The organism is Hydrocarboniphaga sp. (assembly GCF_028291725.1).
Lineage (GTDB): Bacteria > Pseudomonadota > Gammaproteobacteria > Nevskiales > Nevskiaceae > Hydrocarboniphaga.
Window position 1 is genome coordinate 1 of sequence record NZ_JAQGNT010000094.1, and the last position, 22,138, is coordinate 22,138.

Genomic DNA, 22,138 nt, shown 5'->3' on the forward strand with positions numbered 1-22,138 from the left:
GCTTGCCAATGATCTTGCGGGCGATGCTCCAGCGATGCACTTCGCTGGGGCCGTCGTAAATGCGGAAGGCGCGGATGTCCTTGAAGATGCGCATGACGATGGTCTCCGAGGTGACGCCCTGGCCGCCCTGGTCCAGCACCCAGGCCGGGTGCAGGATGTTGAGGCGCGCGCTGTGCAGGTCCATTTCGTTGTCGGCGATCATGAAGCCGATGCCTTCGTGTTCGCCCAGCGTCTTGCCGAAAGCCTGGTGCATGCGCACGTAGTTCAACGCGACCTCGTGCGCACGCCGTGCCTGGCCCAGCCAGCGTCATGACCCTCATCCGGATATTCGACTGAGAAAATCGGACTAGGGCTTTGTGATGTAGCGTCAATGGAAGTGCTCTCGCCACGTGCTACAACTTCCGCACTAGAAGAATTAAAGGAGAGTACGGAATGAGGTTGTCCATGATGCGGGCTGGTACGTTAGCCGCTTGCGCAGCAATGCATGTTGCAGTTGCAAATGCAAATGCAAATGCAAATGCACAGGAGGCTGCTTCGACTGATGCGAAACAACCCGATTACGTCAACGAGCCGCTGCCGCCGTCGGGCGACGAGCCGGGGGCTCCCACGGCGGTCGAGCCTGCGTCAGCGGACGCCGAGACGAAGTCGGAAGTGGGGCCCAATGCCGGATCCCAGGTCGAGGAAGTAATCGTGACCGCGCAGAAGCGTAGTCAAAGCGTGCAGGACATTCCGGCGACCATCGATGCGATCGGTGCCGAAGATCTCAAGGACCGCCAGCTCAGCTCGCTGGCCGATCTGCAGTCACAGATTCCGGGCCTGAAATTCGATCCGGTCGGTGGCAGTTCCAACATCACCGTGCGCGGCATCGGCACCACGTTCACGACGGGTGCCGGAGAGAACTCCGTTGCGCTTCACGAGGACGGTGTCTACCTCTCGTCAGCGCGAGCGGCGGCGATGGGCCAGTTCGATCTCCAACGAGTGGAGGTTCTGAGCGGGCCGCAGAGCACGCTTTACGGCAAGAACTCAACGGCAGGCGTGGTCAATTTCATATCGGCCACCCCCACCAGCGAATTCGAGGCCGGCACCACTTTCGGCCTTGGTAATTACAGCGACAAGAAGGCGCAGGCTTATGTCGGTGGCCCCATCGGAGACCGGGTTCGTGCGCGTCTGTATGGCGACGCCGAGAGCCGTGACGGCTACACCAAAAACTTGACGACGGGGCAGGGGCTCGATGATCTGAAAGCCTATGGAGGCCGCCTTTCGATTGATGCCGACATCACGCCATTCTGGCTGATGGAAGCACGCGTCACCGCCCGCACCGAGCACTTCGCCGGACCGGCGTTCCAGCCTTTCGATCCGTCGTCGCCGCCGCTGCCGAGTCCGGATATCGACTACACGCCCCGGGAATTGAACACGGACGTCATCTACGACTCGAAGCGTGACCTGGAGCTCGCGTCGATTCGGAACACCTTTGATCTCGGCGACAACCTGAGCCTGGTCTCGCTGACCGGAGCCTCGCATTTCCACATGCATCAAATCTACGAAAACTTGGCGGAACCGCCCTTTTCTGTGCCTGGGGACACGCCCATCACGTTCAAGACGGCTTCGCAGGAGTTCAATCTCAAAGGTGACTCCGACAAATTGCAATGGCTACTCGGCAGCTTCGTGTACTACGAAAGCAGCCACGTGAGTTCAACGATCGTCTTGCCAGCCGCTCTGGTCGGTTCGCCGACCGATATCAACAACCGCGGCCTGGAATCAGCGACCCGGGTAAGCGCTTCTGGGTTCGGCGACGCCACCTGGCGGATCAGCGACGCGACGCGGGTATTCGGTGGAGCTCGCTTGCTCCACGAGTACATGCGTAACAATCTCACCAACTCGCTGGACACTGAAGGTACGACGGTCGCCACGGTCTGCACGCCCGGCAACCCCGAGCAGGTCTACAACGATTGGGCGACCACGGGTCGTGTCGGTGTGCAGCACGATGTCACCGAGCAGGCGATGACCTATGCGCAGTTGTCGCGTGGCTACAAAGCGGGTGGCTTCTCGAACAATGCCTGCGGCAATGAATACAAGCCGGAGAAGGTCAATGCCGCGGAGCTGGGCGTGAAAAGCCGATGGCTGGATCGCGCGTTGACCCTGAACGCCTCCGCCTATTACTACGACTACAAGAACCTGTCCATCGAGCAATCCAGCCTTGCCCAAACCGCCATCGTCAACGCGCCCAAGAGCCATGTGCTCGGGCTCGATCTGCAAGGACGCTGGCGGCTGACTCAGACCTGGGGAGTCGATGGCAACGCAACGTTCCTGAAGTCCGCCTACGACGAGTTCATCTCGTCCGGCGGCGCGGCGCTGGGAACACCAGACGGCACCAGCCTCGAGGGGCGTGCATTGAACAAGGCGCCGAGCGCAGCAGGCTCTCTGGGCACCGACCTCAAGTGGGCGGCCGGGCAGGGCGGGTTCGTGTCGATGCGCGGTGAAACTGTTCTTTCCAGTCCTTACCGGCTTCGCGAATACGACGGGTCGGCTTCCCGGCAAGCCGGATACGCGCTTTACAACGCGTACGCGATCTATTCGCCGATCGAACCGTTCACGGTGCGTGCCTACGTGCGAAACATTTCCAATACCGATTACGTGGTGGGGACTATCGTGTTCCTGCAAGGTGCGGTTGCCGCATTCAACCAGCCGCGCACTTACGGAGTCGAATTCGCTTATACCTTCCACTGATTGCATGGCGATGGGCGCGATATCGATACCAGCAGTATCCACACGCATCATCAATCAGGAGAACATGCGATGAGTTACGACGTCAGCTGGGACAAGCCTCACCGTCCAGGCGAGCAGGAGCTGTGGCAGGAAAGCGACTGCTACTGGTTTTACGACGCAAGCCAGGGTATCGGTGGCTTCCATCGCGTGGGCCAGCAACCCAACCGCGGCAAGGGTCAGCTGACCCTGTTCGCCTTCAAGGAAGGCGGCGAGCGTTTCGTCATGAGCTCGGGGGACGGCGTGGAGGTCGATCTGACGCCGGATGCGCGCCAGGACAGCAAGCAGCTGGTCGGCGGTCACAGCGTCGAGGCGCTCGGCGATGGCCGTATGCGTTTCATCTGGGACGAAAAGGACTGTGCCGCCGACCTGGAATTCTACGAGAGCTTCCACGAGCCGCGCAACTGGTCGAAGACCGGGCATTCCGACAAGTTCATGAGCAACATCAATTCCGATGGCCATCTCGAATGCGCGGGCAAGCTGCGCGGTCCGATCCGGATCGGCAGTCAGACCTATCGCATCGACGCGCTGGCCCATCGCGACCGTTCCTGGGGTTTCCGCGACAACCGGCGCGCCGCGATGCATCGCTACCGGATGTTCTCGGGCACCGTGGGGCCGGAGCTGAGCTTCGCCAGCTTCCTGCTCGATCTCAAGGACGGTCCCAAGATGGTCGCAGGCTTCGTCGCCCGCAATGGCGTCGATCACGACGTGCGCGATCTTCGCGTGCTCACCACTTTCGATTACGACGGCTTCACTCCGGTGGGCTCGCTGGGCATCCTGACGCTGGACAACGGCGAGCAGCTGCGCATCGAGACCAAGTCGGTACAGGGCTTCATGACGCCGGTGCCGAATACCACCAACGCTTCGCAGGATCACATCTCGACCTTCACCTACGAGGGCAAGACCGGTTTCCTCGATCTGGAGCTTTGTACCAATCCCGGACGTGGCAGCTATATCCCGGTGCAGGCGGACGTGAGCTTTACCACTATCGACCAGGGATTGTCGAAGAGCGTGGTCTACGAGTTCTAAGATGAAAGACGATCTCAAAGGCACCTACGAGCAGTCCATCAAGAACGCCAAGTCGCGATTCCCGACCATCGACGAGGCCCGGCTCAAATCATTCGTGCAGGCGCAGCCCGACATCGTCGGCGAGGTGCAGCTCAGCCCGCTGGTCTATCCGCGCAGCGGCGCGGGCTCCAGCAACGGCATCGCCTTCTTCACCGCCGAGCTGGATCGCGGCCGAGGTCTGCGCCGCTACGATCTCGTACTGCGCTACTCGCCCGGCGAGATCCGGCTGCTGAAGCAGAAGAGTTTCGCGGACGAGTTTCTCACCGTCAAAGCGGTCAGCGCCACCGGCCTGTCGGTACCCAACGTGCTCTGGCTCGATGCGGACGGGCGACAGGTGGGCTGCCCGAGCTATGTGATGGAACGCGTGGTCGGCGATGCGCCGTCCGGCGCCATGTACTCGGCCGGCGCGATCGCCGAGGCGACGCCCGCCGGACGCAAGGCCATGATGCTGGAAGCTGCCGGCTTCCATGGGAGCCTTCGAAAGGCGGCGATCGGCTCGCAGCAAGTGCCGCATCTTCTTCAGCGTGGTAGCGGCGCCACGGCGATCGAACGGGAGCTGTCCTGGTGGCTCAAGGAAGGCCAACTCGCCAGGCCGGAGGATGACGAGCGGCTCTGCCACCTCGAAACGATCTATCGCTGGATGATCGAGCACCAGCCCAAGGCCTACGAGCCGCGGCTGGTACACGGCGACGCCCAGATTGCCAACATGATGTTCCGCGACGGACATATCGCGGCGGTGCTCGACTGGGAGCTTTCCTATCTGGGCCACAACGAAGCTGACCTGGCGCTCGTGGTGTTCATCACCGAAAGCCTGAAGGTTCTGGACCGCCCTATCGATGGCACGCCAACGGAGGCCGAATACATCGCGCGCTTCGAGCAGGAGAGCGGCAGCAAGGTGCAGCACTGGGAGTACTTCAAGCTGTTCAACATCTACAAGTGCTGCATGGTCAACCTGTTGGCCATGGACTTCATGCCGAGCTTCGACACGGTCTGGGACTATTACGCCGCGCACCTGCAGGTGCTGTGGGATGACGCGCGCGCGGCGGCCTAGCCGCGCGACGCCGGCGCTCAGTAGACCGAGTAGCCGCCGTCGATCAGGAAGCTGTCCGCAGTGTGATAGGCGCTGGCGTCGGAGGCGAGATACACCGCGATGCCGGCAAGATCGGCTGCGGTTCCCCAACGCCGCATCGGAATGCGCGGCTCCACGCGATCGCGGAATGCGGAGCCTTCGCGCAAGGGCTCGGTCATCTCGGTGTGGATCCAGCCGGGCATCACGGTATTGGCGCGAATGCCATGGCGCGCGTACTCGACTGCGATGGCGCGCATCAGTGCAGGCAGCGCGCCCTTCGACAAGGCATAAGCCTGCGCGCGCGGCATGCCGTCGATGGCGCCCAGCGACGAGATGGCGACCAGTGATCCGCCGGGTTCGCCGGCCTTGGCGCGTTCGATCATCGCCTTGCAGGCTTCGCGAAACACCCAGAACGTTCCGTTGATGTTGACGCGAAAGACGTCGTCGAGGTTTTCGGTCGTCGCGGCGGCAAACGGCTGTACCTTGCCGCTGATGCCCGCGCACGCGAAGACGCAGTCGAGGCGGCCCAGCACGGCCAGCACTTCGGCAATTCCCGCAACCACGTCGTCTTCCTTGGTCACGTCGACGGTCTGTGCGTGGACATCGAGCCCCAGCGCCGCCAGTTTCGATTTGGCTTCTACATTGCGCAGCGGATTGCTGCCCCAGATGGCAACTTCGGCTCCGGCTTCGGCCAGCGCCTTGGCCATGCCCAAGCCGATGCCGCGATTGCCGCCGGTGACCAGCGCCACCTTGCCGGAGAGATCGAACAATCCGCCCATGACAATCCTCCGATGCGAGACGACGCGTGCGTGGACGATGCATGGGCAACGTGGGATGCACGCGCTGTCGTCGGTGGGCAGCAGCATCCCGTTACGCAAGACAACTCCACAATGGTTGCGGCTTACAGCGCGATAGACAGGGCCGCACAGTTCCTGCGTTGATGATTCTGGTCAATGGCCCTGTCACCGGCCGCCATTGATCCATCGACAGCGTATTGGATACTGACTCCAATGCTTTGCTGAGCTGGATCGGCAGCAAACTGCTCGACATTTACAACGCCGATGCCGGATATCAATGGCGCGGACACTCAATGGAGATGATCATTTCAGCAGCGGCAGCCAACCCGTCCGTGTTGAATGCATCGACGCTCGAGTCCCTGATCCGTCGTGTGGTGCCGGATGCGCAAGGCATCTCGGGTCTGCGGCGGCTGTCGGGTGGTGCGAGCCAGGAGACCTGGGCTTTCGATGCCGATCTCGATGCAGGCAAGCTCGCGCTGATCCTGCGTCGCGCGCCTGGCGGCGAGTATCGGAACGAGGCGGCGTCGGGCCTCGATATCGAGGCTGCCGTGATCGCGCAGCTGGAACGGCTGGGCGTCGCGGTTCCCCGCGTGCGCTACGTGCTGCTGCCGGACGATGGTCTGGGTTACGGCTTCGTCACCGAGCATGTCGAAGGCGAGACCATACCGCGCAAGATTCTTCGCGATACCGCGTTCGACGCGATTCGTCCGCGTCTTGCCTTCGAGTTCGGGCGTGTGCTCGCCAGCATCCACCGTGCGCCACTCGAAGCGATGCCGCCGCTGCGGCTGCTGCCGGCACGCGAAACCCTGGTGATGCTGCGCGCCATCCATCTGAAGGACGTCACGCCGCGCCCGGTGCTCGAACTCGCGTTTCGCTGGCTGGCCGATCATCTGCCGGCGGCCTCGGTATTGCCGCAATTGGTTCACGGCGATTTCCGCAACGGCAACCTGATCGTCGGTGCCGACCGCATCCGCGCCGTGCTCGATTGGGAGCTGGTGCATCTGGGTGATCCCATGGAAGACCTCGGCTGGCTGTGCCTGATGCCCTGGCGTTTCGGCGCGGTCGACGCGCCCGTGGGCGGACTCGGCCAGCGCGAGGATCTGTTTGCGGGCTACGAGGCCGGTGGTGGCGCCGTCGATGCGCAGCGGGTGCGATGGTGGGAGGTGCTCGGCAGCCTGCGCTGGGCCATCGCCTGCGCCGACATGGTGTCGGTGTTCCGCAGCGGCGCCGACCGCACGGTGGAGCGCGCGATGGTGGCGCGCCGCGCCTCCGAGAACGAGATCGACCTGCTGCGCCTGCTGCAGCTGGGAGACTGAACACATGCAGGACGCACCGACTCCCGTCGAACTGTTGAGCGTGGTCGCCGACTTCCTCAGCAACGAGGTCTTGCCGCTGCTGCACGGCGCCACCGCGTTCCAGCTGCGCGTGGCCATCAATGCGCTGAGCCTGGTGCAACGCGAAACCTCGCTGGCGCAAGTTCAGGCGCCGCTCGAGCACGCGCGCCTGCGCGCGCTGCTGGGGCATGACGGCTCGCTGCAGGAGCTGACGGCAGCGCTCGCACAAGGCATCGCCGACGGTCGCCTGGATGTCGCGTCGCCGGACCTGGCCGAGCATCTCTGGCAAACCACCTGCGACAAGCTCGAAGTCGATCAGCCGAAGTACGCAGGCTACGTGCGCGCGCTGCAGCTGCATGCGGCCGCGCGGCGGCGCGCGACCGACGCCGCGTCGAGCTGACGATCCTTCTCTCAAGCCTTACCGATCGGAACTACCGCCATGGATTTCAATCTTCCCAAGGACCTCGTCGAGTATCTCGGCGTGCTCGACCGCTTCATCGAAGCCGAGGTCAAGCCGCTAGAAAGCGCCGACGACAACATCCGCTTCTTCGATCATCGGCGCGAGCACGCGCGCACCGACTGGGACAACCAGGGCCTGCCCCGGCACGAATGGGAAGTGCTGCTGGAAGAGGTCAAACGGCGCGCCGATGCCGCGGGTCACTATCGCTTCTCGATGCCCAGCGAGTTCGGCGGCAGGGACGGCTCCAACCTGTGGATGGCGGTCATCCGCGAGCACCTCGCGGCCAAGGGCCTGGGGCTGCACAACGATCTGCAGAACGAGCATTCCATCGTCGGCAACAACCCGCTGGTGGTGATGTTCCGCGACTTCGGCACACAGCAGCAGAAAGAGCAGTTCATCCCCGGACTGCTTGCCCGCAAGATGTTCGTCGCCTTCGGTCTCACCGAGGCGAATCACGGCTCCGACGCCACGCACATGGAGACGCGCGCGGTGCGCGAGACGCGCGATGGCGTGCCGGGCTGGCGTATCGACGGCGAGAAGATGTGGATCACCGGCATGCACATCGCCACCCATTGCGCGGTGTTCGCGCGCACCAGCGGCAAGGACGGCAGCGCGCGCGGCATCAGCTGCATCCTGGTGCCCAAAGACACGCCCGGGATGGTGATCGAGGAATACCTGTGGACGTTCAACATGCCCACCGACCACCCGCGCATGAGCTTCAGCGGCGTATGGGTGCCGGAGACCGCGCTGTTCGGCCCCGAGGACGACGGCCTGCCGCTGGCCCAGGCCTTCGTGCACGAGAACCGCATCCGCCAGGCCGCGAGCTCGCTGGGCGCCGCCGTGTACTGCATCCAGGAGAGCGTGCGCTATGCCCGGCAGCGCAAGCCCTTCGGTGAAGCCCTGGCCAAGAATCAGGCGATCCAGTTTCCGCTGGTGGAACTGGCCACACAGGCCGAGATGCTGCGCCAGCTGATCCGCAAGACGGCCTGGGAGATGGACCAGATGCCGCACCCGGAAGTGGCCCACAAGCTCTCCGACAAGGTGTCGATGTGCAACTACTGGGCGAACCGGTTGTGCTGCGAGGCGGCCGATCGCGCGATGCAGGTGCACGGTGGTATCGGCTATTCGAGGCACAAGCCTTTCGAGCACATCTACCGGCATCACCGCCGCTATCGCATCACCGAGGGCTCGGAGGAAATCCAGATGCGCAAGGTGGCCGGCTTCCTGTTTGGCTACATGGGGCCGCACCGCTTCGGCTGAGTTTTGCCGCAAGCATCCGCGACGACTTTCCGATCACCAACCGACCGGCACCGACATGACCGCAACGGACTTATTCGAACCCTTCGAGCATGCCGGCCTGCGCTTGCGCAACCGCATCGCGCTCGCACCGCTGACGCGTGCGCGTGCATCTAGCGTCGGGTTGCCCGGCGCTGCGCAGGCCGAGTATTACCGGCAGCGTGCTTCCGCAGGCTTGCTGATCACCGAAGCCATCGCGGTGGCGCCGGAGGGACGCGGCGGCGCGTTCACGCCCGGCCTGTACGACGACGCGCAGGTCGCAGGCTGGAAGCTCACCACCGATGCGGTGCACGCTGCCGGCGGCCTGATCTTCGCGCAGCTCTGGCATGCGGGCCGTCTGAGCCATTCCTCCTTGACTGCGGACGGTGCCGTGCCGGTATCGCCCGCCGCGGCGATCGCGCCGGGCTCGGCGTTCACCGAAGCGGGCTTCGTTCCCTACGAGATGCCGCGGGTGCTCGCGACGCGCGAAGTGGAGGCGGTGGCCGCGCAGTTTCGCCGGGCTGCGGAGAACGCGAGGCGAGCCGGCTTCGACGGCGTGCAGCTGCATGCGACGCACGGCTATCTGATCGACTCGTTCCTGCGCGATGCGATCAACGACCGTAGCGACCGCTACGGCGGCAGCCTGGAGAACCGCGCGCGCCTGCTGGTGGAGACCTTGTCCGAGCTGATCGAGGTTTTCGGCGGCGATCGCGTTGCCGTGCGGCTTGCGCCGAACACCCGAGCCGGCGGCATGTCCGACAGCGACACCGCGGCGACCTTCGCCTACGTCATCGATCGTCTCAACGAGCGCGGTGTCGGCTGGCTGGACCTGGTCGAAGGCGACAACCTGGTGACGCGCACACCGGACGATGCGATCGACACCGATGCACTGGCCGCGCGCTTCCGCGGTGCCGTCATCGTCAACCATCTCTACACCACCGAACTCGCCATCGCGGCGCGCCGCGAGCGCAAGGCCGACATGGTCGCATTCGGCCGGCTGTTCATCGGCAACCCGGATCTGGTCGCGCGCCTGAAGTCGGGCAGTGCACTCGTCGAAGCCGCGCGAGACCACTACTACGGCGGCAGCGGCGAAGGTTACATCGACTATCCGGCGCTGACGGCGGTCCGCTGATCCAGGGCTTTCAATTCAGGGGGAGAACAATGAGCCAGCCTGGCCGTGGCAAGCTTTTGATCTACGGCGCCACCGGCTATACCGGGCGCATGCTGGCCGCGCGCGCAGTCGCCAAGGGCCTCGATCCGATCGTCGCCGGACGCGATTCCGTGAAGGTCGAAGCGCTCGCGCAACGCCTCGGGCTCGAAAGCCGGTGCTTTGCGGTGGACGACGCCGCCGCGCTGCGCGCCGGGCTCAGCGGCGCGGGCTGCGTGCTGAATGTCGCAGGCCCTTTCTCCGAGACCGCTGCCCGTGTCATCGCGGCATGTATCGCCTTGCGCACGCACTATCTCGACACGACCGGCGAGGTCGACGTCTTTGCCCATGCTGCCGCACGGGACGCGGATGCCCGGGCGGCCGGCATCATGCTCATGCCGGGTGTGGGCTGGGACGTGGTACCCAGCGACTGTATTGCGCTGCACACTGCGCTGCGCGTACAGCGGCCGCGCCGCCTGCGGATCGTGCTGTGCCACCTCAACGGCCAGCCTTCGCGCGGCACGCTGAGAACCGGGCTGGCGATGCAGGGCAAGGGTGTGTGCGTACGTCGCGGCGGCCAATTGCTGCAGCTGACGGAAGAGCAGCCGGTGCGCGAGTTCGATTTCGGTGCCGGTATCGGCAAGCGGCGCTGCGCGATCCTTTCCATGGGCGATCTCGTCACCGCGTGGAAGTCCACCGCCATTCCGGACATCGAGGTGCACATGGCCACCGGGCCGCGGCTCACGCTGCCGGATGGCGGCATCGACGCGTTTCCCGAAGGCCCGACACCGGCGCAGCTCGCGGCCTGGCGTGCGTTCGTACTGGCCGAAGTGGCCGGCGACGACGGTGAAGTGGCGCGATCGCTGATCGAGACCGGTTCCGGATACGAATACACCGCACACGCCGGTATCGAAATCGCCCGGCGTGCGCTTGCTGGCGACTGCAAGCCCGGCTTTCAGTCGCCTGCCTCGGCCTATGGCGCCGCGCTGGCAACCGGGATCGGCGCCGTCATACGCGATCTCGATTGAGCGGGAATCTCGCTGCGGTAACGCGCATACCTCGCGGACTAAGGCTCTGCAAAAACTGCATTGCACGCATTCAATCAGCGTTTCGCGGTCCTTCGGCACGCAGTGCCTGCGTGCTTCCGGTGGCCTGCTTTATTTGAACGACACCGCGATCTCGACGCCGAAGGTGCGCGGTTGGTTGAAGGTGCCGACGATGCCGCCGTTGAGCCCGGTCACGCCGAGGATGTAGTCGGTGTTGCTGAGGTTCTTGCCGAATGCCCGCAGCGTGACCGTGTCGTTTGGCGTGTAGGTCGCATAGGCGTTGTAGATGGTGAAGCCGCTCTGGCGGACGCCGGCAGTGTCGAACTCGCGCAGCTGGTACTTGCTGGTACCGTAGACCTCGCCTCTTAGCGTGAACGCACCCTCGGCCATGACCGGCAGCTTGAGGTTGAGGCCGAATGTGCCGGAGAAGCCGGGCGCCTTGTTCAAGGCGATGCCCGACAAGTCGGTGCCCACCGGCGCAAAGTTGGCGTCGGAGTTGACGAAGCGGTCGTACTCCGAATCCAGCAAGGTCATGTTGAAATCGGTGCTCCAGATGCGCGTGAGGTTGTAGCGCGTGTCGAAGTCCAGACCCAGCACATGCGACTTCGGTGCGTTGACGATGGGGATGGCGGTGACCGAAGCCTGCTCGATCGAAAGATCCTTGTAGTCGTAGTAGTACGCCGACAGGTTGGCCGTCAGCCGACGCTCCAGCCACTGGCTCTTGAGGCCGATTTCGTAGGCGGTGACGGTTTCGGGCTTGTACTCGTTGTCGCAGGTGGTGATCGAGAAGCCGCCGGCCTTGTAGCCGCGCGAGACCTGCGTGTAACCCATCACGCGTTCGGCGAAGTCCTGCTGCAGGCCCAGGCGTCCGGTGCCGTTCCAGGTGTTGAGATGCTGGGGGTTGGTCTCCGGCGAGCAGACGATGGTGGTGGTGTAGTCGCTCGGGTCGCGGCCGGTGATCAGGTAGTTGGTGAGTTCCTGATCGAGGTTCTCGTTGAGCAGCCGGGCGCCGCCGTACACGCGGGTCTTGGGCCCGAGCGAATAGGTGACGTCGGCGAACAGCGACGAGCTGGCGCGCCGCTGCACCTGCGGATTCTCCACGCTCAGGTAGTGCGTCGGTGCCGGTGCCGGCGAACCCGCCAGCAGGTTGTCGAGCAGCGTCGTCGCCGGGTCGGTTTCCTTGCCGTGGAAGTAGAACGCGCCGAGCAGCCATTTCATCGACTCGGTGGAACCCTTCAGGTTGATTTCCTGCGAGACGTTGCGAGACTGCGCCTGAGAGGTCAGTGGCACTGTGACCAGGGAGGCCAGCCCGTCGAACTTGAACTTGGAGTTGAATCGCGAGAGGCCGCTCAGCAGCACCAGCGAGGTGGTGTCGCTGAGGTCCACGGTATTACGTACGGAAAGTACCTCCAGCTCCTTGTAGGCGCCCCAGATGAAGGGCGACGTCACCTTTCGCGGCTCGTAGGTCGACAGTCCCGGCGGCAGGATCGGCAAATCCGGATTGTAGGGCTGGTAGCTGGGACCGTTGGTGTCCTCGTGGCGATAGCTCAGGACGGCATCAAGGAGCCAGTTCGACGTGACGTCGGCTTCCACCGAAGCACGTCCGCCGATGCCCTTGAGGTTGTCGAGATCCTGGCCGGTAACGAGGTTGTCGGTGTAGCCGTCATGGCGGTCGCCGGCGATGTAGAGACGTGCGCGTATCTTGTCGCTCAAGGGGCCGCTGATGTAGGCCGACAGGTTCTGCTCTGAGTAGTTGCCCAGGCCGCTGGTGACGCCGGCTTCAAAGCTTTCGGTCGGGGCGGCCGAGATGAAGTTGATCACGCCTGCGGTGGAGTTCTTGCCGTACAGCGTGCTCTGCGGGCCACGCAGTACTTCGATGCTAGCGAGGTCCGCTTGCACCATCGTCGCCATCTTCGGATCGGGCAGGTAGACGCCGTCGAGGTGCACGGCGACGGAGTTCTCGCCGTTACCGGAGGTGAAGGTCGTGCCCACGCCGCGGATGCTGATGTTGGAAGAGCCGCCGAAGTTGTCGATCTTCAGGCCCGAGAATGTGGTCTGCAGATCGTTGATGGTGCTGATGTCGCGATCGAGCAGGGTTTCCGCGGTCATCACGTTCATGGTCACGGGAACGTCCTGCACGTTCTCGGAGCGTTTCTGGGCCGTGACGATCACTTCATCGATGGCGGCGTCGGACGAGGTGGCTGCCGAAGCGGCCGGGCCTGCGGCAGCGGGCGAGGGAGCATCGGCTTCGGGAGCGGTGTCCTGCAGCGCTTCAGCCGGTGGTTCCGGCACGGTAGGCGGCACGGTCTGCGCGATGGCACCGGAACACAGGGCGGCCATCAGCAGCCCCGGGGCATAGGTTTTTAACGACATGCTCTCTCTCCAAAGTTATCTTTCTATTTTTGATGCAAGCCTTCCACTGCTTCAGGCGCGGCTTGCTACAGGCTCGTGCGGCCGCCGGTCGATTCGCAATGCCGGTAAGGCACAGGATCATGTTCATTGCCCACAGCGGAGCGCCATGACTGTGCGCGACAGTTCGGTCGATCAACTCTGACAACCGTCGTCGGCGGTGTCCGGTGATGCACTGCGCTGTGAGCTGCCGCCTATCCGATCGTCGCCCCGGGTCATGGGCGCTTGGGTATCGCGCTTCGATACTGCCGGCTTGTCGGAGCAGCGTGCGATCGCCATGGCGCGCGCCGTGCTCCGGTCCGACCCGCTGCAGGCCATCCGATACCATGAAGGCATTGTTGAGCGTACAAGCCGGCGACACCGGAACCCTGGTGTTGCAGACCATGGACGATCCGCTGCCGCAGCCGGGCACGGTTCGCATCGCGGTGGAGGCTTGCGGCGTTAACTTCCCCGACAGCCTGATCATCCGCGACCTCTACCAGTTTCGGCCCGAGCGTCCGTTCGCGCCCGGCTGCGAGGTCAGCGGTCGCATCGATGCGATCGGTGATGGTGTGACGCGCTTCAGCGTCGGCGATCGCGTGGCCGGCTGCGAAGGCTGGGGCGGCATGGCCGAAAAGATCGTGATCCGCGAAGAGCGCTGCTTCTGCATTCCCGACGCCATGCCGATGCAGGACGCGGCCGGACTGCTGATGACCTATGGCACATCGCAGCATGCACTCAAGGATCGCGCGCAACTGCAGGCAGGCGAGACCCTGGTCGTCATCGGCGCCGCGGGCGGCGTCGGCCTGGCCGCCGTCGAGCTGGGCAAGGCGATGGGCGCGCATGTGGTCGCCGCGGTTTCCAGCGCGGCCAAGGCGCAGGTTTGCCGCGAGCGCGGCGCGGATGCCGTCGTGGTCTATCCCGCAGGCGAGTTCGACGGCGCCGCGGCAAGAGCGCTGACCGAGCAAGTGAAGGCCGCATGCGGCGGCAATGGCGCCGACGTGATCTACGACGCGGTGGGCGGGCGCTACGCAGAGCCGATGCTGCGCGCCATCGCCTGGGGCGGGCGTTATCTGGTGGTGGGGTTTCCAGCCGGTATTCCCAGGCTGCCATTCAACCTGCCACTGCTCAAGGGCTGTTCCATCGTCGGTGTGTTCTGGGGCGAGTTCGTCACGCGCAATCCGGCGCGTCATGCCGTGAACATCGCCGAGCTGTTCGATCTCTACATCGGCGGCAAGATCCGCCCGCTCATCTCCGAAACCTACCCGCTGCAGCGCGGAGCCGACGCCATCGAGCGGCTCGCGTCGCGGCAGACGGTCGGCAAGATCGTCGTGACGATCGCCTGATCCCATGCAACATCCCTGACGGAGTCCATCCGATGTCGTATTCCAAGCTGTTGGTCGAGAACGTCGACGGTGTCGGCATCATCCGGCTCAACGAGCCGGCCACGCTCAATGCCGTGACCATCGAGATGGTCGAAGAGCTGGATCGCGCACTGGACCAACTCAGCCGCTCCACACGCGCACTGATCCTCACCGGCAGCGGACGCGCTTTCTGCGCCGGGGCCAACATCAGTGGCGGCGTCAGCATCGAGTCCGACGACGGCCTGCCCGATGCCGGCGCCGTGCTCGAATCGCACATCAATCCGCTGATGAGCAAGCTGCGGAATCTGCCGATCCCGTGGATCAGCGCGGTGCGAGGCGCGGCGGCGGGCGTGGGCTGCTCGTTCGCGCTCGCGGCAGACCTCATCGTCGCCGGCGAAGGCGCCTATTTTCTGCAGGCTTTCTGCCGCATCGGCCTGGTGCCGGACGGCGGCTCTTCGTTTCTGCTGACGCGCGCGATCGGCCGGCCGCGCGCGATGGAGATGATGATGCTGGGCGAGCGCATGCCCGCGGCCAAGGCCCTGGAATGGGGACTGGTCAACCGCGTGGTGGCGGACGACGAGGTCGAGACTGCCGCGATGCACATCGCCAGAAGCCTCGCCAACGGGCCAACGCGTTCGCTGGGTTTGATCCGCGAAGCCGCCTGGACCGCCGCCGAATCGGGCTGGGAGCAGACGCTGGCCAGCGAACGTCGCCTGCAGCGTGCGGCCGGCCGCACCGGCGATCACCAGGAAGGCATCAATGCGTTTCTCGAAAAGCGGCCCGCCCGTTTCACCGGTGCCTGACCAGACGCGCAGCGCAGCCGTTGCTGCAGGAGACGGCCGATGCAATTGACCCAGGCCTTGCACAAAGCCGTTCGCGAGTGCCCCAACGCTATAGCCACCATCGACGGTGCCCGTCGGCGCAACTATCGGCAGCTTGTCGATCGCGTAGCGCGGTTGGCCGCGGCTCTGCGCAGTCTGGGGCTCGCGCCGGGCGCACGCGTGGGCATGCTGGCGCTCAACTCCGACCGCTATGTCGAGTACCTCTACGGCAGCTTGTGGGCAGGTGGCGCGGTGAATCCCGTGAACATCCGCTGGAGCGTGCCCGAGATCGCCTATTCGCTCGACGATTGCGACACGCGAGTGCTGCTGGTCGACGATGCCTTCGTGTCGCTGCTGGGGCCGTTGCGCGAACTCTCCAGGAGCCTGACGACCGTGATCTACGTGGGCGAGGGCCCGCTGCCGGCGGATTGCCTCGGCTACGAGACGCTGCTCGCGCAAGTGGCGCCCGCCGCGGACGCGCAGCGTCAGGGCAGCGAGCTGGCGGCCGTGCTCTATACCGGCGGCACCACCGGCGTGCCCAAGGGCGTGATGCTCAGCCACGACAATCTCGCCATCAACGTGCTCGCGACGATCGCCGCCGCACCGCGGGCCGCGCAGGTGCCGGCCTTGCACGCGGCGCCGCTGTTCCATGTCGGCGGCATCGCCTACGTGTTCCAGCTGACCACGCGCATGGCCTGCCAGGTCATCATGCCCGGCTTCGATCCGGGCCTTGCACTGGATCTGATCGAACGCGAGCGGATCGTCGAGAGCTTCATGGTGCCGACCATGATCCGGCGGCTGCTGGAACAACCGGGCTTCGCGCAACGCAATCTGGCGAGCCTGCGAACGCTGCTCTACGGCGCTGCGCCGATCGACTCCACGCTGCTGCACAAGGCGCTCGACGCGTTGCCGAACGTGGAGTTCGTGCAGGCCTACGGCCAGACCGAGGTTTCGCCGATGGTCGCCGTGCTGCCGGCCGCATACCACACGCTGGAAGGCGCCGCCGCCGACAAGCTCGGCTCGGCGGGGCTGCCGGTGAGCACGGCCGAGCTGCGCATCGTCGACGATGGCGGCGTCGAACTGGCAGCGGGCGAAGTCGGCGAGATCTGCGTGCGCGGGCCCACCGTGATGCTGGGCTACTGGAACAAGCCGGAGCAGACCGCCGCCGCACTGCGCGATGGCTGGCTGCACAGCGGCGACGCCGGCTATCTCGATGCCGACGGCTTCCTGTTCCTGGTCGATCGCATCAAGGACATGATCATCAGCGGCGGCGAGAACGTGTATTCCTGCGAAGTGGAGAACGCGCTGCTGCGCCATCGCGAAGTGGCGACGTGCGCCGTCATCGGCATTCCCCACGAGCGCTGGGGCGAAGCGGTGCACGCGATCGTGGTGCGCCAGCCGGACGCGCATGTTGGTGAAGCCGAACTGCTCGCCCACTGCAAAGAGCTCATCGCTGGCTACAAATGCCCGCGCAGCATCGAGTTTCGCAGCGAGTTGCCGCTGTCGGCTGCGGGCAAGCTACTCAAATACGTGCTGCGCGAACCGTTCTGGAAAGATCGCCAGCGGCGGATCGCCTGAGTTGCGCAATCTCGTCATCGATTGCGCAGTGCTTACCTCATCGGGTCGGAACCGTCAGCGCGTCGGCCGAGGCATCGCCGATCGCTGAGCGGCAATCACGGTCGATGATTGCGCAGGTGATGTATTTGGCGTTGTTGCCGCTCAGAAACGCCGCGATGGCGGCGAGATCGCGTTTGGTTCCGTAGTCGCGCGGGCTATCTTGGATTTCGGCTCTTCGTCGGCGCCAGCTGGGCCATGCCTTCCGTATCGCTGATAGGGCTCGCTGCGATGGCGTTGACGCGTTCGTCGGCAGGACTCCGCTCCGTGCCAACCAACCTTGGTGTCAGGTTGCTGATGCCGGCCTTGGCGACCCCGGCATGAGCCGGAACATGGTTTGCTGTATCGCCGGTGGCGAGCATCGCGCTAGTTGCAAGGATGCTACTGGTGGGATGGCTGTCCGTCGCTCGTCGTGTGCCGATAAGCCCATCACATTATTGAGGCTTCAAACAAGAGTAAGAAGATCCCGAGGCAGATGCGATGAAACATTGAACGTTCGAAGCGTAATGCGTGAAGGCGTGTACACTATTTCAGTGACCGAAGCGTTGTAGAGCACACCTGCGAAGTTCGGCAGGTAATCGGATTTCAATCCAAGTATTTCGCAGAGCACCATGGCGATGGTGCCAGCCGATGTGAATGCCAGTGTGTTGCGCCCCGGTTTACCCGGCTCGCGTAAGTCATGCAGCCAATCTCGAATGCTGGAACGGAACTCATCGACGCCTTCGCGGCCATCGATGATGCCGTTTCCCGCTGCCCAGGCGGCAATCATGTGCGAGTAGTGCCGTAACCGTGAGTCGTGTGTGCTACCGGAATCACTGCGCATCGAAATGCCGAAATGACGCTCGGCCGAGGCAAATATCTGCTCGCCGTCAGCGAACTCGTCGAGGGCGGACACCACGTCAATCTGCGCGAAGCCACCAAGCACCGCGAGATTTCAGGCGAAGGAACCGCCCTGCCATAAAAGAACGCCTGGGATATCTGCGTGTCTTCGAGGATCTCATCCTCCAGATCTGAGTCAGAACCATCACCTCGGCTATGACTACTTTTTTCGCCGACACTACAATTCTATTCACACATCAAAACACTTCATCCATTGCGGCGGCTGGTGAGGGGCGGTCAATAAATCTGTATGGCGGAGCCATTGCTGGCGCCTTCGCCGGCCTTCAACATTGCCGGTTTTAGAAGGAATGGACGCAATGCCAAAAATCACTTTCGTTACGTTGGACAAAGGCCCCATCGACGTCGCCGGCAAGAGCGGCGAAACGCTGATGCAGGCCGCGGTCTCGGCCTGCGTGCCCGGCATCGACGCCGACTGCGGCGGAGCGCTGTCCTGTGCGACCTGTCACGTGCACATCGCTTCCGAATGGATGACGCGGATTGGCCCCCCCGGGGACGTCGAGCGGCAGATGCTGGAGTTCGACGGCAACGTCACCGACGCCAGCCGCCTGAGCTGCCAGATCAAGCTGGACGAGGCTCTCGACGGGCTGGTGGTCGAGGTGGTGGATCGCTGAGGAGCTTCCTTAAGCTACTCTGGGATTTGGCTTGCCCTCACCGGTCTATCGGCGGCGCTTGCGTTTTAGCAATAGGTCTTCAATGTCACCGTCGTCGAGCAGGATCCCGCTCCAGACGCCCTCCATCACTCCCGGAGCGTTCCATTGATTGGCGCCACCGCGGCGTGGCGCACACCATGCCGCTTTTGTTTCTGGTCAGTCTGCGCAACGCGACGCGCGCCTGGTATCCCGAGCTGACGCAGGACTTGGCGAAGGCTGGCGTCAGGAAGTTGACCTGGCTAGCTGCGTGCCCCCGATCGCGATGCATCGCTTTCGCCCACGGCCGGGCGACAAGCAGCTCACGTTCTTCGCCGAGCGCAAGGTGACCTTCGAACTAGTGAACTGTAAGGGTCTGATGGCATCCAAGCTGGATGGATACGATCAAACTACGGAAGGGAGAGCGAGCGACGCTGGATCGGCTGATGCGTAGCCGCAGCGGATCAGCGGCAGTGGCACGTCGGGCGCGGCTGATCGTGCTGAGTGTCGATGGCATCGCGTTCAATGAAATTCGGGCGCGTCTGGACTGTGACGTGCGGTTTATCCGGCGCTGGCGTGAGCGGTTCATCGCGGGCCGGGTGGTAGCGCTGTCGACCCTGCCGAAGGAGCCGTCGAAGGCCAAGACCGAAGCCCGGCTGGAAGCGCGGGTTCTGGACTACGCAGTGACCCGCAAGACGATTTCATCGCGCTGTACGGCTCGAGCATCGAAAAAATGCTCAGCGAGCCGTAGACCGCAAAGTTTTGATGAGTTTTCAGCAGGATCTGAATATAGGCCATGACATTTTCGATGAAGTCGTACTGCGCGCCGAGGCGTCCGGTGATCGCGTTGTCGCTCTGGCGAAGCTCTTGATGACGAGGTTGAAAGTCGCCATAGGGTTCCTCCGCATGGTCGTATTTGGAAGCGATGTGCCTGATATAATAATTATGCGTAATAATTAAACATATAATAAACGCATAATTAAATTTCGACATGCGTATCGAGGAGAGCTTCGATGAACGGCGTGGCAGCTTCTGCGGCAGAGGCAAACAAGGGACATTTGGCGGTGGTTACCGGCGCTTCCTCAGGCATCGGCGCCGCGATTGCGCGTGTACTGGCGGCGCGGGGCCTTTCAATTCTCGCGATCGCGCGGCGCTCCGATCGGCTTGAAGCCCTCGGGAGCGAAATTCAAACGGCCTGTAGCGGCCGGGTATATCCCTTGGTACTGGACCTGACCGCCGCTGATGCGGTGGATCGCATTGAGCGGGAGATTCAGCGCATCGGCGCACCGCTATGCTGGCTGGTCAACAATGCCGGAGTGGGCCGCTACGCGCGCTTCGAGGAAGTCGGCTGGCGCACCTGGTCGCAAGATCTGCGGCTGATGAACTCGTTGCCGATGGAACTTACACACCGGCTGCTGCCGCGGCTGCGCCAGGCCGTGCCCGCGTACGTGCTCAATGTCGCTTCCGTCGCTTCGTATACGCCGGGTATTCCGGGTACACCGCTATATGCCGCAGTCAAGTCCTCGCTACTGCGCTTCACCGAAGCACTCAGCGGCGAATTGCGCGGTTCAGGGGTGACGTTCACGGCTTCATGCCCAGGGTTCACCGATACCGAGATATTTGAGGCTGGCGGACTTTCGGACGCGCAAACCCAAGGTTATCGGCGCGGCCAGACTTTCATGTCGGCGGATCAGGTCGCGGAAGAAGCCGTTGCAGCCGCCCTACGCGGCGACATGTCGATCATTCACGGTCTCAGTTCCCGGCTGGCCGTATTTCTGTTCCGGCACATGCCGCAGGCTTGGGCGCGACGGCAGATGGCGGCTACCCTGCCGCCCGCGCCGGCACCTCCCAGGACTACGGTGGCAGGTGACTGAGGCGTGAGAGCTACGCCGAAATTGCCGCACTCGCTGTTCAGGCCGCCGCGGTCGCCTGAGCAGTGGTCACACGCAGCACGGCGCCGGGCAGGGCGCCGGTCGGCTTGCCGTCTTCGAGCGTCAACTCGCCGTTGACGACGGTGTAGCGGTAGCCGCCGGTCGGCAGGTAGCGCCTCCAGTCCTTGTTGGGCATGTCGTAGCGGTATTTGTACTCCATACCCTTGATCCAGAGTCCCTCGAAGTCGTAGACGATCAGATTGGCTGCCTTGCCGACTGCCAGTACGCCGCGATCGGCGAGCCCGGCGACGTGGGCCGGCATCGCGCTCAAGCGATAGTGCATCTCCTCCGCGAGAACCGCTGCTCTTTGCGCACGTAGCGGATCAGCATGGATACGGGCAAGAAAATGGACGAGCGTGGTCAAAGCACTGAGCAGCGTCTACCAGTGATACTGGGCAGCAGCATTAATTGGCTGCGCAGTTCATTCGGCTGACGGACCTCGCGCAAATCGAGGATCACGCGGGCGTGCTGACCTTCAACTGCTTCCGGGTCATCCCGAACATCGACGTGAGGAGCCAGTCGATGAGGGGCGTGGGGAGCCACGCCGCCAGCGCCAACATGATGCGCGCGCCGAACGGCGCGATGTATCGGGCTCTCGGCCTCGACGCGGTCAGCGCGCGTTCGAGGGCGCGGACCACCACGATGGGGTCCGCCGCCGGGCGCTCGAGCTGCGCCTTGAGCTCGTCGGCGCGCGCGTAGAGCGCGGCGTATGGCGAACCGTCGCGACGGTACGACGCCATCTTGCGCACGCTCGTGTTCGCGAACTCGGTCTTGGTCGCGCCGGGTTCGACGATGACAACGCGAATACCGAGCGGCTTCAGCTCCATCCGCATCGCGTCCGAGAGCGATTCGACGGCGTACTTGGTCGAGTTGTACACGCCGAACAGTGGCAAGGTGAGGCGTCCGCCACCGGAGCTGACGTTGACGATGCGTCCCGCGCCGCGACGAACCATCTGCGGAAGGAACGCCTGCGTGACGGCGAGGAGGCCGAAGACGTTGGTCTCGTACATGGCCCGGACATCCTCCTCGCGGACCTCCAGCAGCGGAGCCATCTCGCCGTAGCCTGCGTTGTTCACGAGCGCGTCGAGCCCGTAGCCATCGGTCAGCCGCGAGACCTCGTCGACCGGGTGATGGAGGCGCGATCATTCACGTCGAGCGCCACCGTGTGCAGCGGCGAGTCCGCAGCCTCGGCTCGCACCGACTGGAGCGCGGCGAGGTTTCGTCCCGTCGCGATGACGCGATGCCCTGCGCGCGCAAGCTGCAACGCGAGATGGCGGCCAATGCCGCCAGTAGCGCCGGTGATCAGGATGGTCTGGGTGGCGTGCATCGCTGGCTCCAATGAGGTGGGAGTCTCAGTGAGCCAGCAAACCACTCGTTGCGCAATCGCATTAATCCGCATGACCTCATGCTAGTGCCTAATTGCATTATACATCGATAGTATTATGATAACCCCCATTGCGGCGTTGGGGGGGATGAGATGGCTCGGGTGGCGGTGACACTGTCGTTCACGGCGGAAGTGGAGGCTGAGTTGGAGC

Annotated in this window: 20 protein-coding genes and 1 pseudogene; 14 read left to right on the forward strand and 7 right to left on the reverse strand. The window is 63.9% G+C overall.

Features of this window, described 5'->3' with window-relative positions:
• Positions 1–307, reverse strand: a pseudogene (locus JWQ90_RS24255) (acyl-CoA dehydrogenase family protein); the annotation flags it as partial.
• Between the two features lie 125 nt (positions 308–432).
• On the opposite strand from JWQ90_RS24255, the gene JWQ90_RS24260 reads away from it, so the two are divergent.
• From JWQ90_RS24260 to JWQ90_RS24270, 3 genes are all read left to right on the forward strand, one after another.
• On the forward strand, positions 433–2,727 hold the full coding sequence (locus tag JWQ90_RS24260; protein ID WP_299697598.1) for a TonB-dependent receptor: 2,295 nt from the start codon (positions 433–435) through the stop codon (positions 2,725–2,727).
• A 69-nt stretch (positions 2,728–2,796) separates the two neighbouring features.
• Entirely contained in the window at positions 2,797–3,792 is a 996-nt protein-coding gene (locus JWQ90_RS24265) for a hypothetical protein (protein WP_299697599.1), read from the forward strand.
• 1 nt (position 3,793) lies between these two features.
• A complete protein-coding gene (locus JWQ90_RS24270) occupies positions 3,794–4,882 on the forward strand; it encodes a phosphotransferase family protein (RefSeq protein ID WP_299697600.1) in 1,089 nt (362 codons plus the stop codon).
• A 17-nt stretch (positions 4,883–4,899) separates the two neighbouring features.
• Here the strand turns inward: JWQ90_RS24270 and JWQ90_RS24275 are convergent, their stop codons facing one another.
• Entirely contained in the window at positions 4,900–5,679 is a 780-nt protein-coding gene (locus JWQ90_RS24275; protein ID WP_299697601.1) for an SDR family oxidoreductase, read from the reverse strand.
• Between the two features lie 215 nt (positions 5,680–5,894).
• On the opposite strand from JWQ90_RS24275, the gene JWQ90_RS24280 reads away from it, so the two are divergent.
• Genes JWQ90_RS24280 through JWQ90_RS24300 form a run of 5 tightly spaced genes read left to right on the forward strand, consistent with a single transcriptional unit; the run spans position 5,895 to position 10,941 of the window.
• Positions 5,895–7,013 (forward strand): phosphotransferase family protein, encoded by a 1,119-nt coding sequence (locus JWQ90_RS24280; RefSeq protein ID WP_299697602.1) that lies wholly within the window; start codon positions 5,895–5,897, stop codon positions 7,011–7,013.
• A 4-nt stretch (positions 7,014–7,017) separates the two neighbouring features.
• Complete coding sequence (locus JWQ90_RS24285; protein WP_299697603.1) at positions 7,018–7,431, forward strand: DUF6285 domain-containing protein; 414 nt, start codon at positions 7,018–7,020, stop codon at positions 7,429–7,431.
• Between the two features lie 39 nt (positions 7,432–7,470).
• On the forward strand, positions 7,471–8,751 hold the full coding sequence (locus tag JWQ90_RS24290) for an acyl-CoA dehydrogenase family protein (protein ID WP_299697604.1): 1,281 nt from the start codon (positions 7,471–7,473) through the stop codon (positions 8,749–8,751).
• 55 nt (positions 8,752–8,806) lie between these two features.
• Positions 8,807–9,898, forward strand: coding sequence for an alkene reductase (locus tag JWQ90_RS24295; RefSeq protein ID WP_299697605.1), 1,092 nt, complete (start codon positions 8,807–8,809; stop codon positions 9,896–9,898).
• Between the two features lie 56 nt (positions 9,899–9,954).
• Positions 9,955–10,941, forward strand: coding sequence for a saccharopine dehydrogenase NADP-binding domain-containing protein (locus tag JWQ90_RS24300; protein WP_299697606.1), 987 nt, complete (start codon positions 9,955–9,957; stop codon positions 10,939–10,941).
• Positions 10,942–11,070: 129 nt separating this feature from the next.
• Here JWQ90_RS24300 and JWQ90_RS24305 read toward each other — a convergent pair whose 3' ends face one another.
• Positions 11,071–13,332 (reverse strand): TonB-dependent receptor, encoded by a 2,262-nt coding sequence (locus JWQ90_RS24305; RefSeq protein WP_299697607.1) that lies wholly within the window; start codon positions 13,330–13,332, stop codon positions 11,071–11,073.
• Positions 13,333–13,694: 362 nt separating this feature from the next.
• On the opposite strand from JWQ90_RS24305, the gene JWQ90_RS24310 reads away from it, so the two are divergent.
• From JWQ90_RS24310 to JWQ90_RS24320, 3 genes are read left to right on the forward strand one after another with little or no spacing between them, the layout of a single operon-like run.
• Positions 13,695–14,693 (forward strand): NADPH:quinone oxidoreductase family protein, encoded by a 999-nt coding sequence (locus JWQ90_RS24310; RefSeq protein WP_366919587.1) that lies wholly within the window; start codon positions 13,695–13,697, stop codon positions 14,691–14,693.
• Positions 14,694–14,725: 32 nt separating this feature from the next.
• On the forward strand, positions 14,726–15,514 hold the full coding sequence (locus tag JWQ90_RS24315) for an enoyl-CoA hydratase-related protein (protein ID WP_299697609.1): 789 nt from the start codon (positions 14,726–14,728) through the stop codon (positions 15,512–15,514).
• A 39-nt stretch (positions 15,515–15,553) separates the two neighbouring features.
• On the forward strand, positions 15,554–17,110 hold the full coding sequence (locus tag JWQ90_RS24320; RefSeq protein WP_299697610.1) for a long-chain fatty acid--CoA ligase: 1,557 nt from the start codon (positions 15,554–15,556) through the stop codon (positions 17,108–17,110).
• 481 nt (positions 17,111–17,591) lie between these two features.
• On the opposite strand, the gene JWQ90_RS24325 is transcribed toward JWQ90_RS24320, so the two are convergent.
• Entirely contained in the window at positions 17,592–18,041 is a 450-nt protein-coding gene (locus JWQ90_RS24325) for a histidine phosphatase family protein (protein WP_299697611.1), read from the reverse strand.
• Between the two features lie 301 nt (positions 18,042–18,342).
• On the opposite strand from JWQ90_RS24325, the gene JWQ90_RS24330 reads away from it, so the two are divergent.
• The 3 genes from JWQ90_RS24330 to JWQ90_RS24340 all read left to right on the forward strand — a co-directional run bounded on the left by JWQ90_RS24330 (position 18,343) and on the right by JWQ90_RS24340 (position 20,546).
• Complete coding sequence (locus JWQ90_RS24330) at positions 18,343–18,657, forward strand: 2Fe-2S iron-sulfur cluster-binding protein (RefSeq protein WP_299697613.1); 315 nt, start codon at positions 18,343–18,345, stop codon at positions 18,655–18,657.
• Positions 18,658–19,067: 410 nt separating this feature from the next.
• Positions 19,068–19,472, forward strand: a complete 405-nt coding sequence (locus tag JWQ90_RS24335; protein ID WP_299697614.1) for a helix-turn-helix domain-containing protein — start codon at positions 19,068–19,070, stop codon at positions 19,470–19,472.
• 213 nt (positions 19,473–19,685) lie between these two features.
• Entirely contained in the window at positions 19,686–20,546 is an 861-nt protein-coding gene (locus JWQ90_RS24340) for an SDR family NAD(P)-dependent oxidoreductase (protein WP_299697616.1), read from the forward strand.
• Positions 20,547–20,583: 37 nt separating this feature from the next.
• On the opposite strand, the gene JWQ90_RS24345 is transcribed toward JWQ90_RS24340, so the two are convergent.
• The 3 genes from JWQ90_RS24345 to JWQ90_RS24355 all read right to left on the reverse strand — a co-directional run bounded on the left by JWQ90_RS24345 (position 20,584) and on the right by JWQ90_RS24355 (position 21,930).
• Positions 20,584–20,874 carry a hypothetical protein gene (locus JWQ90_RS24345; protein WP_299697617.1) on the reverse strand — a complete coding sequence of 97 codons (291 nt, stop codon included), beginning with the start codon at positions 20,872–20,874 and terminating at the stop codon, positions 20,584–20,586.
• 184 nt (positions 20,875–21,058) lie between these two features.
• On the reverse strand, positions 21,059–21,709 hold the full coding sequence (locus JWQ90_RS24350; protein WP_299697621.1) for an SDR family NAD(P)-dependent oxidoreductase: 651 nt from the start codon (positions 21,707–21,709) through the stop codon (positions 21,059–21,061).
• Complete coding sequence (locus JWQ90_RS24355; RefSeq protein ID WP_299697618.1) at positions 21,706–21,930, reverse strand: SDR family NAD(P)-dependent oxidoreductase; 225 nt, start codon at positions 21,928–21,930, stop codon at positions 21,706–21,708. The genes JWQ90_RS24350 and JWQ90_RS24355 overlap by 4 nt, the downstream gene beginning before the upstream one ends.
• Positions 21,931–22,138 lie beyond the last annotated feature (208 nt).

Bases quoted from the DNA above. Each gene is read 5' to 3' on its own strand.
- JWQ90_RS24355 (WP_299697618.1), bottom strand. From the start codon at position 21,930: ATGCACGCCACCCAGACCATCCTGATCACCGGCGCTACTGGCGGCATT.
- JWQ90_RS24305 (WP_299697607.1), bottom strand. From the start codon at position 13,332: ATGTCGTTAAAAACCTATGCCCCGGGGCTGCTGATGGCCGCCCTGTGT.
- JWQ90_RS24320 (WP_299697610.1), top strand. From the start codon at position 15,554: ATGCAATTGACCCAGGCCTTGCACAAAGCCGTTCGCGAGTGCCCCAAC.
- JWQ90_RS24270 (WP_299697600.1), top strand. From the start codon at position 3,794: ATGAAAGACGATCTCAAAGGCACCTACGAGCAGTCCATCAAGAACGCC.
- JWQ90_RS24335 (WP_299697614.1), top strand. From the start codon at position 19,068: ATGGATACGATCAAACTACGGAAGGGAGAGCGAGCGACGCTGGATCGG.
- JWQ90_RS24265 (WP_299697599.1), top strand. From the start codon at position 2,797: ATGAGTTACGACGTCAGCTGGGACAAGCCTCACCGTCCAGGCGAGCAG.
- JWQ90_RS24290 (WP_299697604.1), top strand. From the start codon at position 7,471: ATGGATTTCAATCTTCCCAAGGACCTCGTCGAGTATCTCGGCGTGCTC.
- JWQ90_RS24310 (WP_366919587.1), top strand. From the start codon at position 13,695: ATGAAGGCATTGTTGAGCGTACAAGCCGGCGACACCGGAACCCTGGTG.
- JWQ90_RS24340 (WP_299697616.1), top strand. From the start codon at position 19,686: ATGAACGGCGTGGCAGCTTCTGCGGCAGAGGCAAACAAGGGACATTTG.
- JWQ90_RS24295 (WP_299697605.1), top strand. From the start codon at position 8,807: ATGACCGCAACGGACTTATTCGAACCCTTCGAGCATGCCGGCCTGCGC.
- JWQ90_RS24260 (WP_299697598.1), top strand. From the start codon at position 433: ATGAGGTTGTCCATGATGCGGGCTGGTACGTTAGCCGCTTGCGCAGCA.
- JWQ90_RS24285 (WP_299697603.1), top strand. From the start codon at position 7,018: ATGCAGGACGCACCGACTCCCGTCGAACTGTTGAGCGTGGTCGCCGAC.
- JWQ90_RS24315 (WP_299697609.1), top strand. From the start codon at position 14,726: ATGTCGTATTCCAAGCTGTTGGTCGAGAACGTCGACGGTGTCGGCATC.
- JWQ90_RS24275 (WP_299697601.1), bottom strand. From the start codon at position 5,679: ATGGGCGGATTGTTCGATCTCTCCGGCAAGGTGGCGCTGGTCACCGGC.
- JWQ90_RS24330 (WP_299697613.1), top strand. From the start codon at position 18,343: ATGCCAAAAATCACTTTCGTTACGTTGGACAAAGGCCCCATCGACGTC.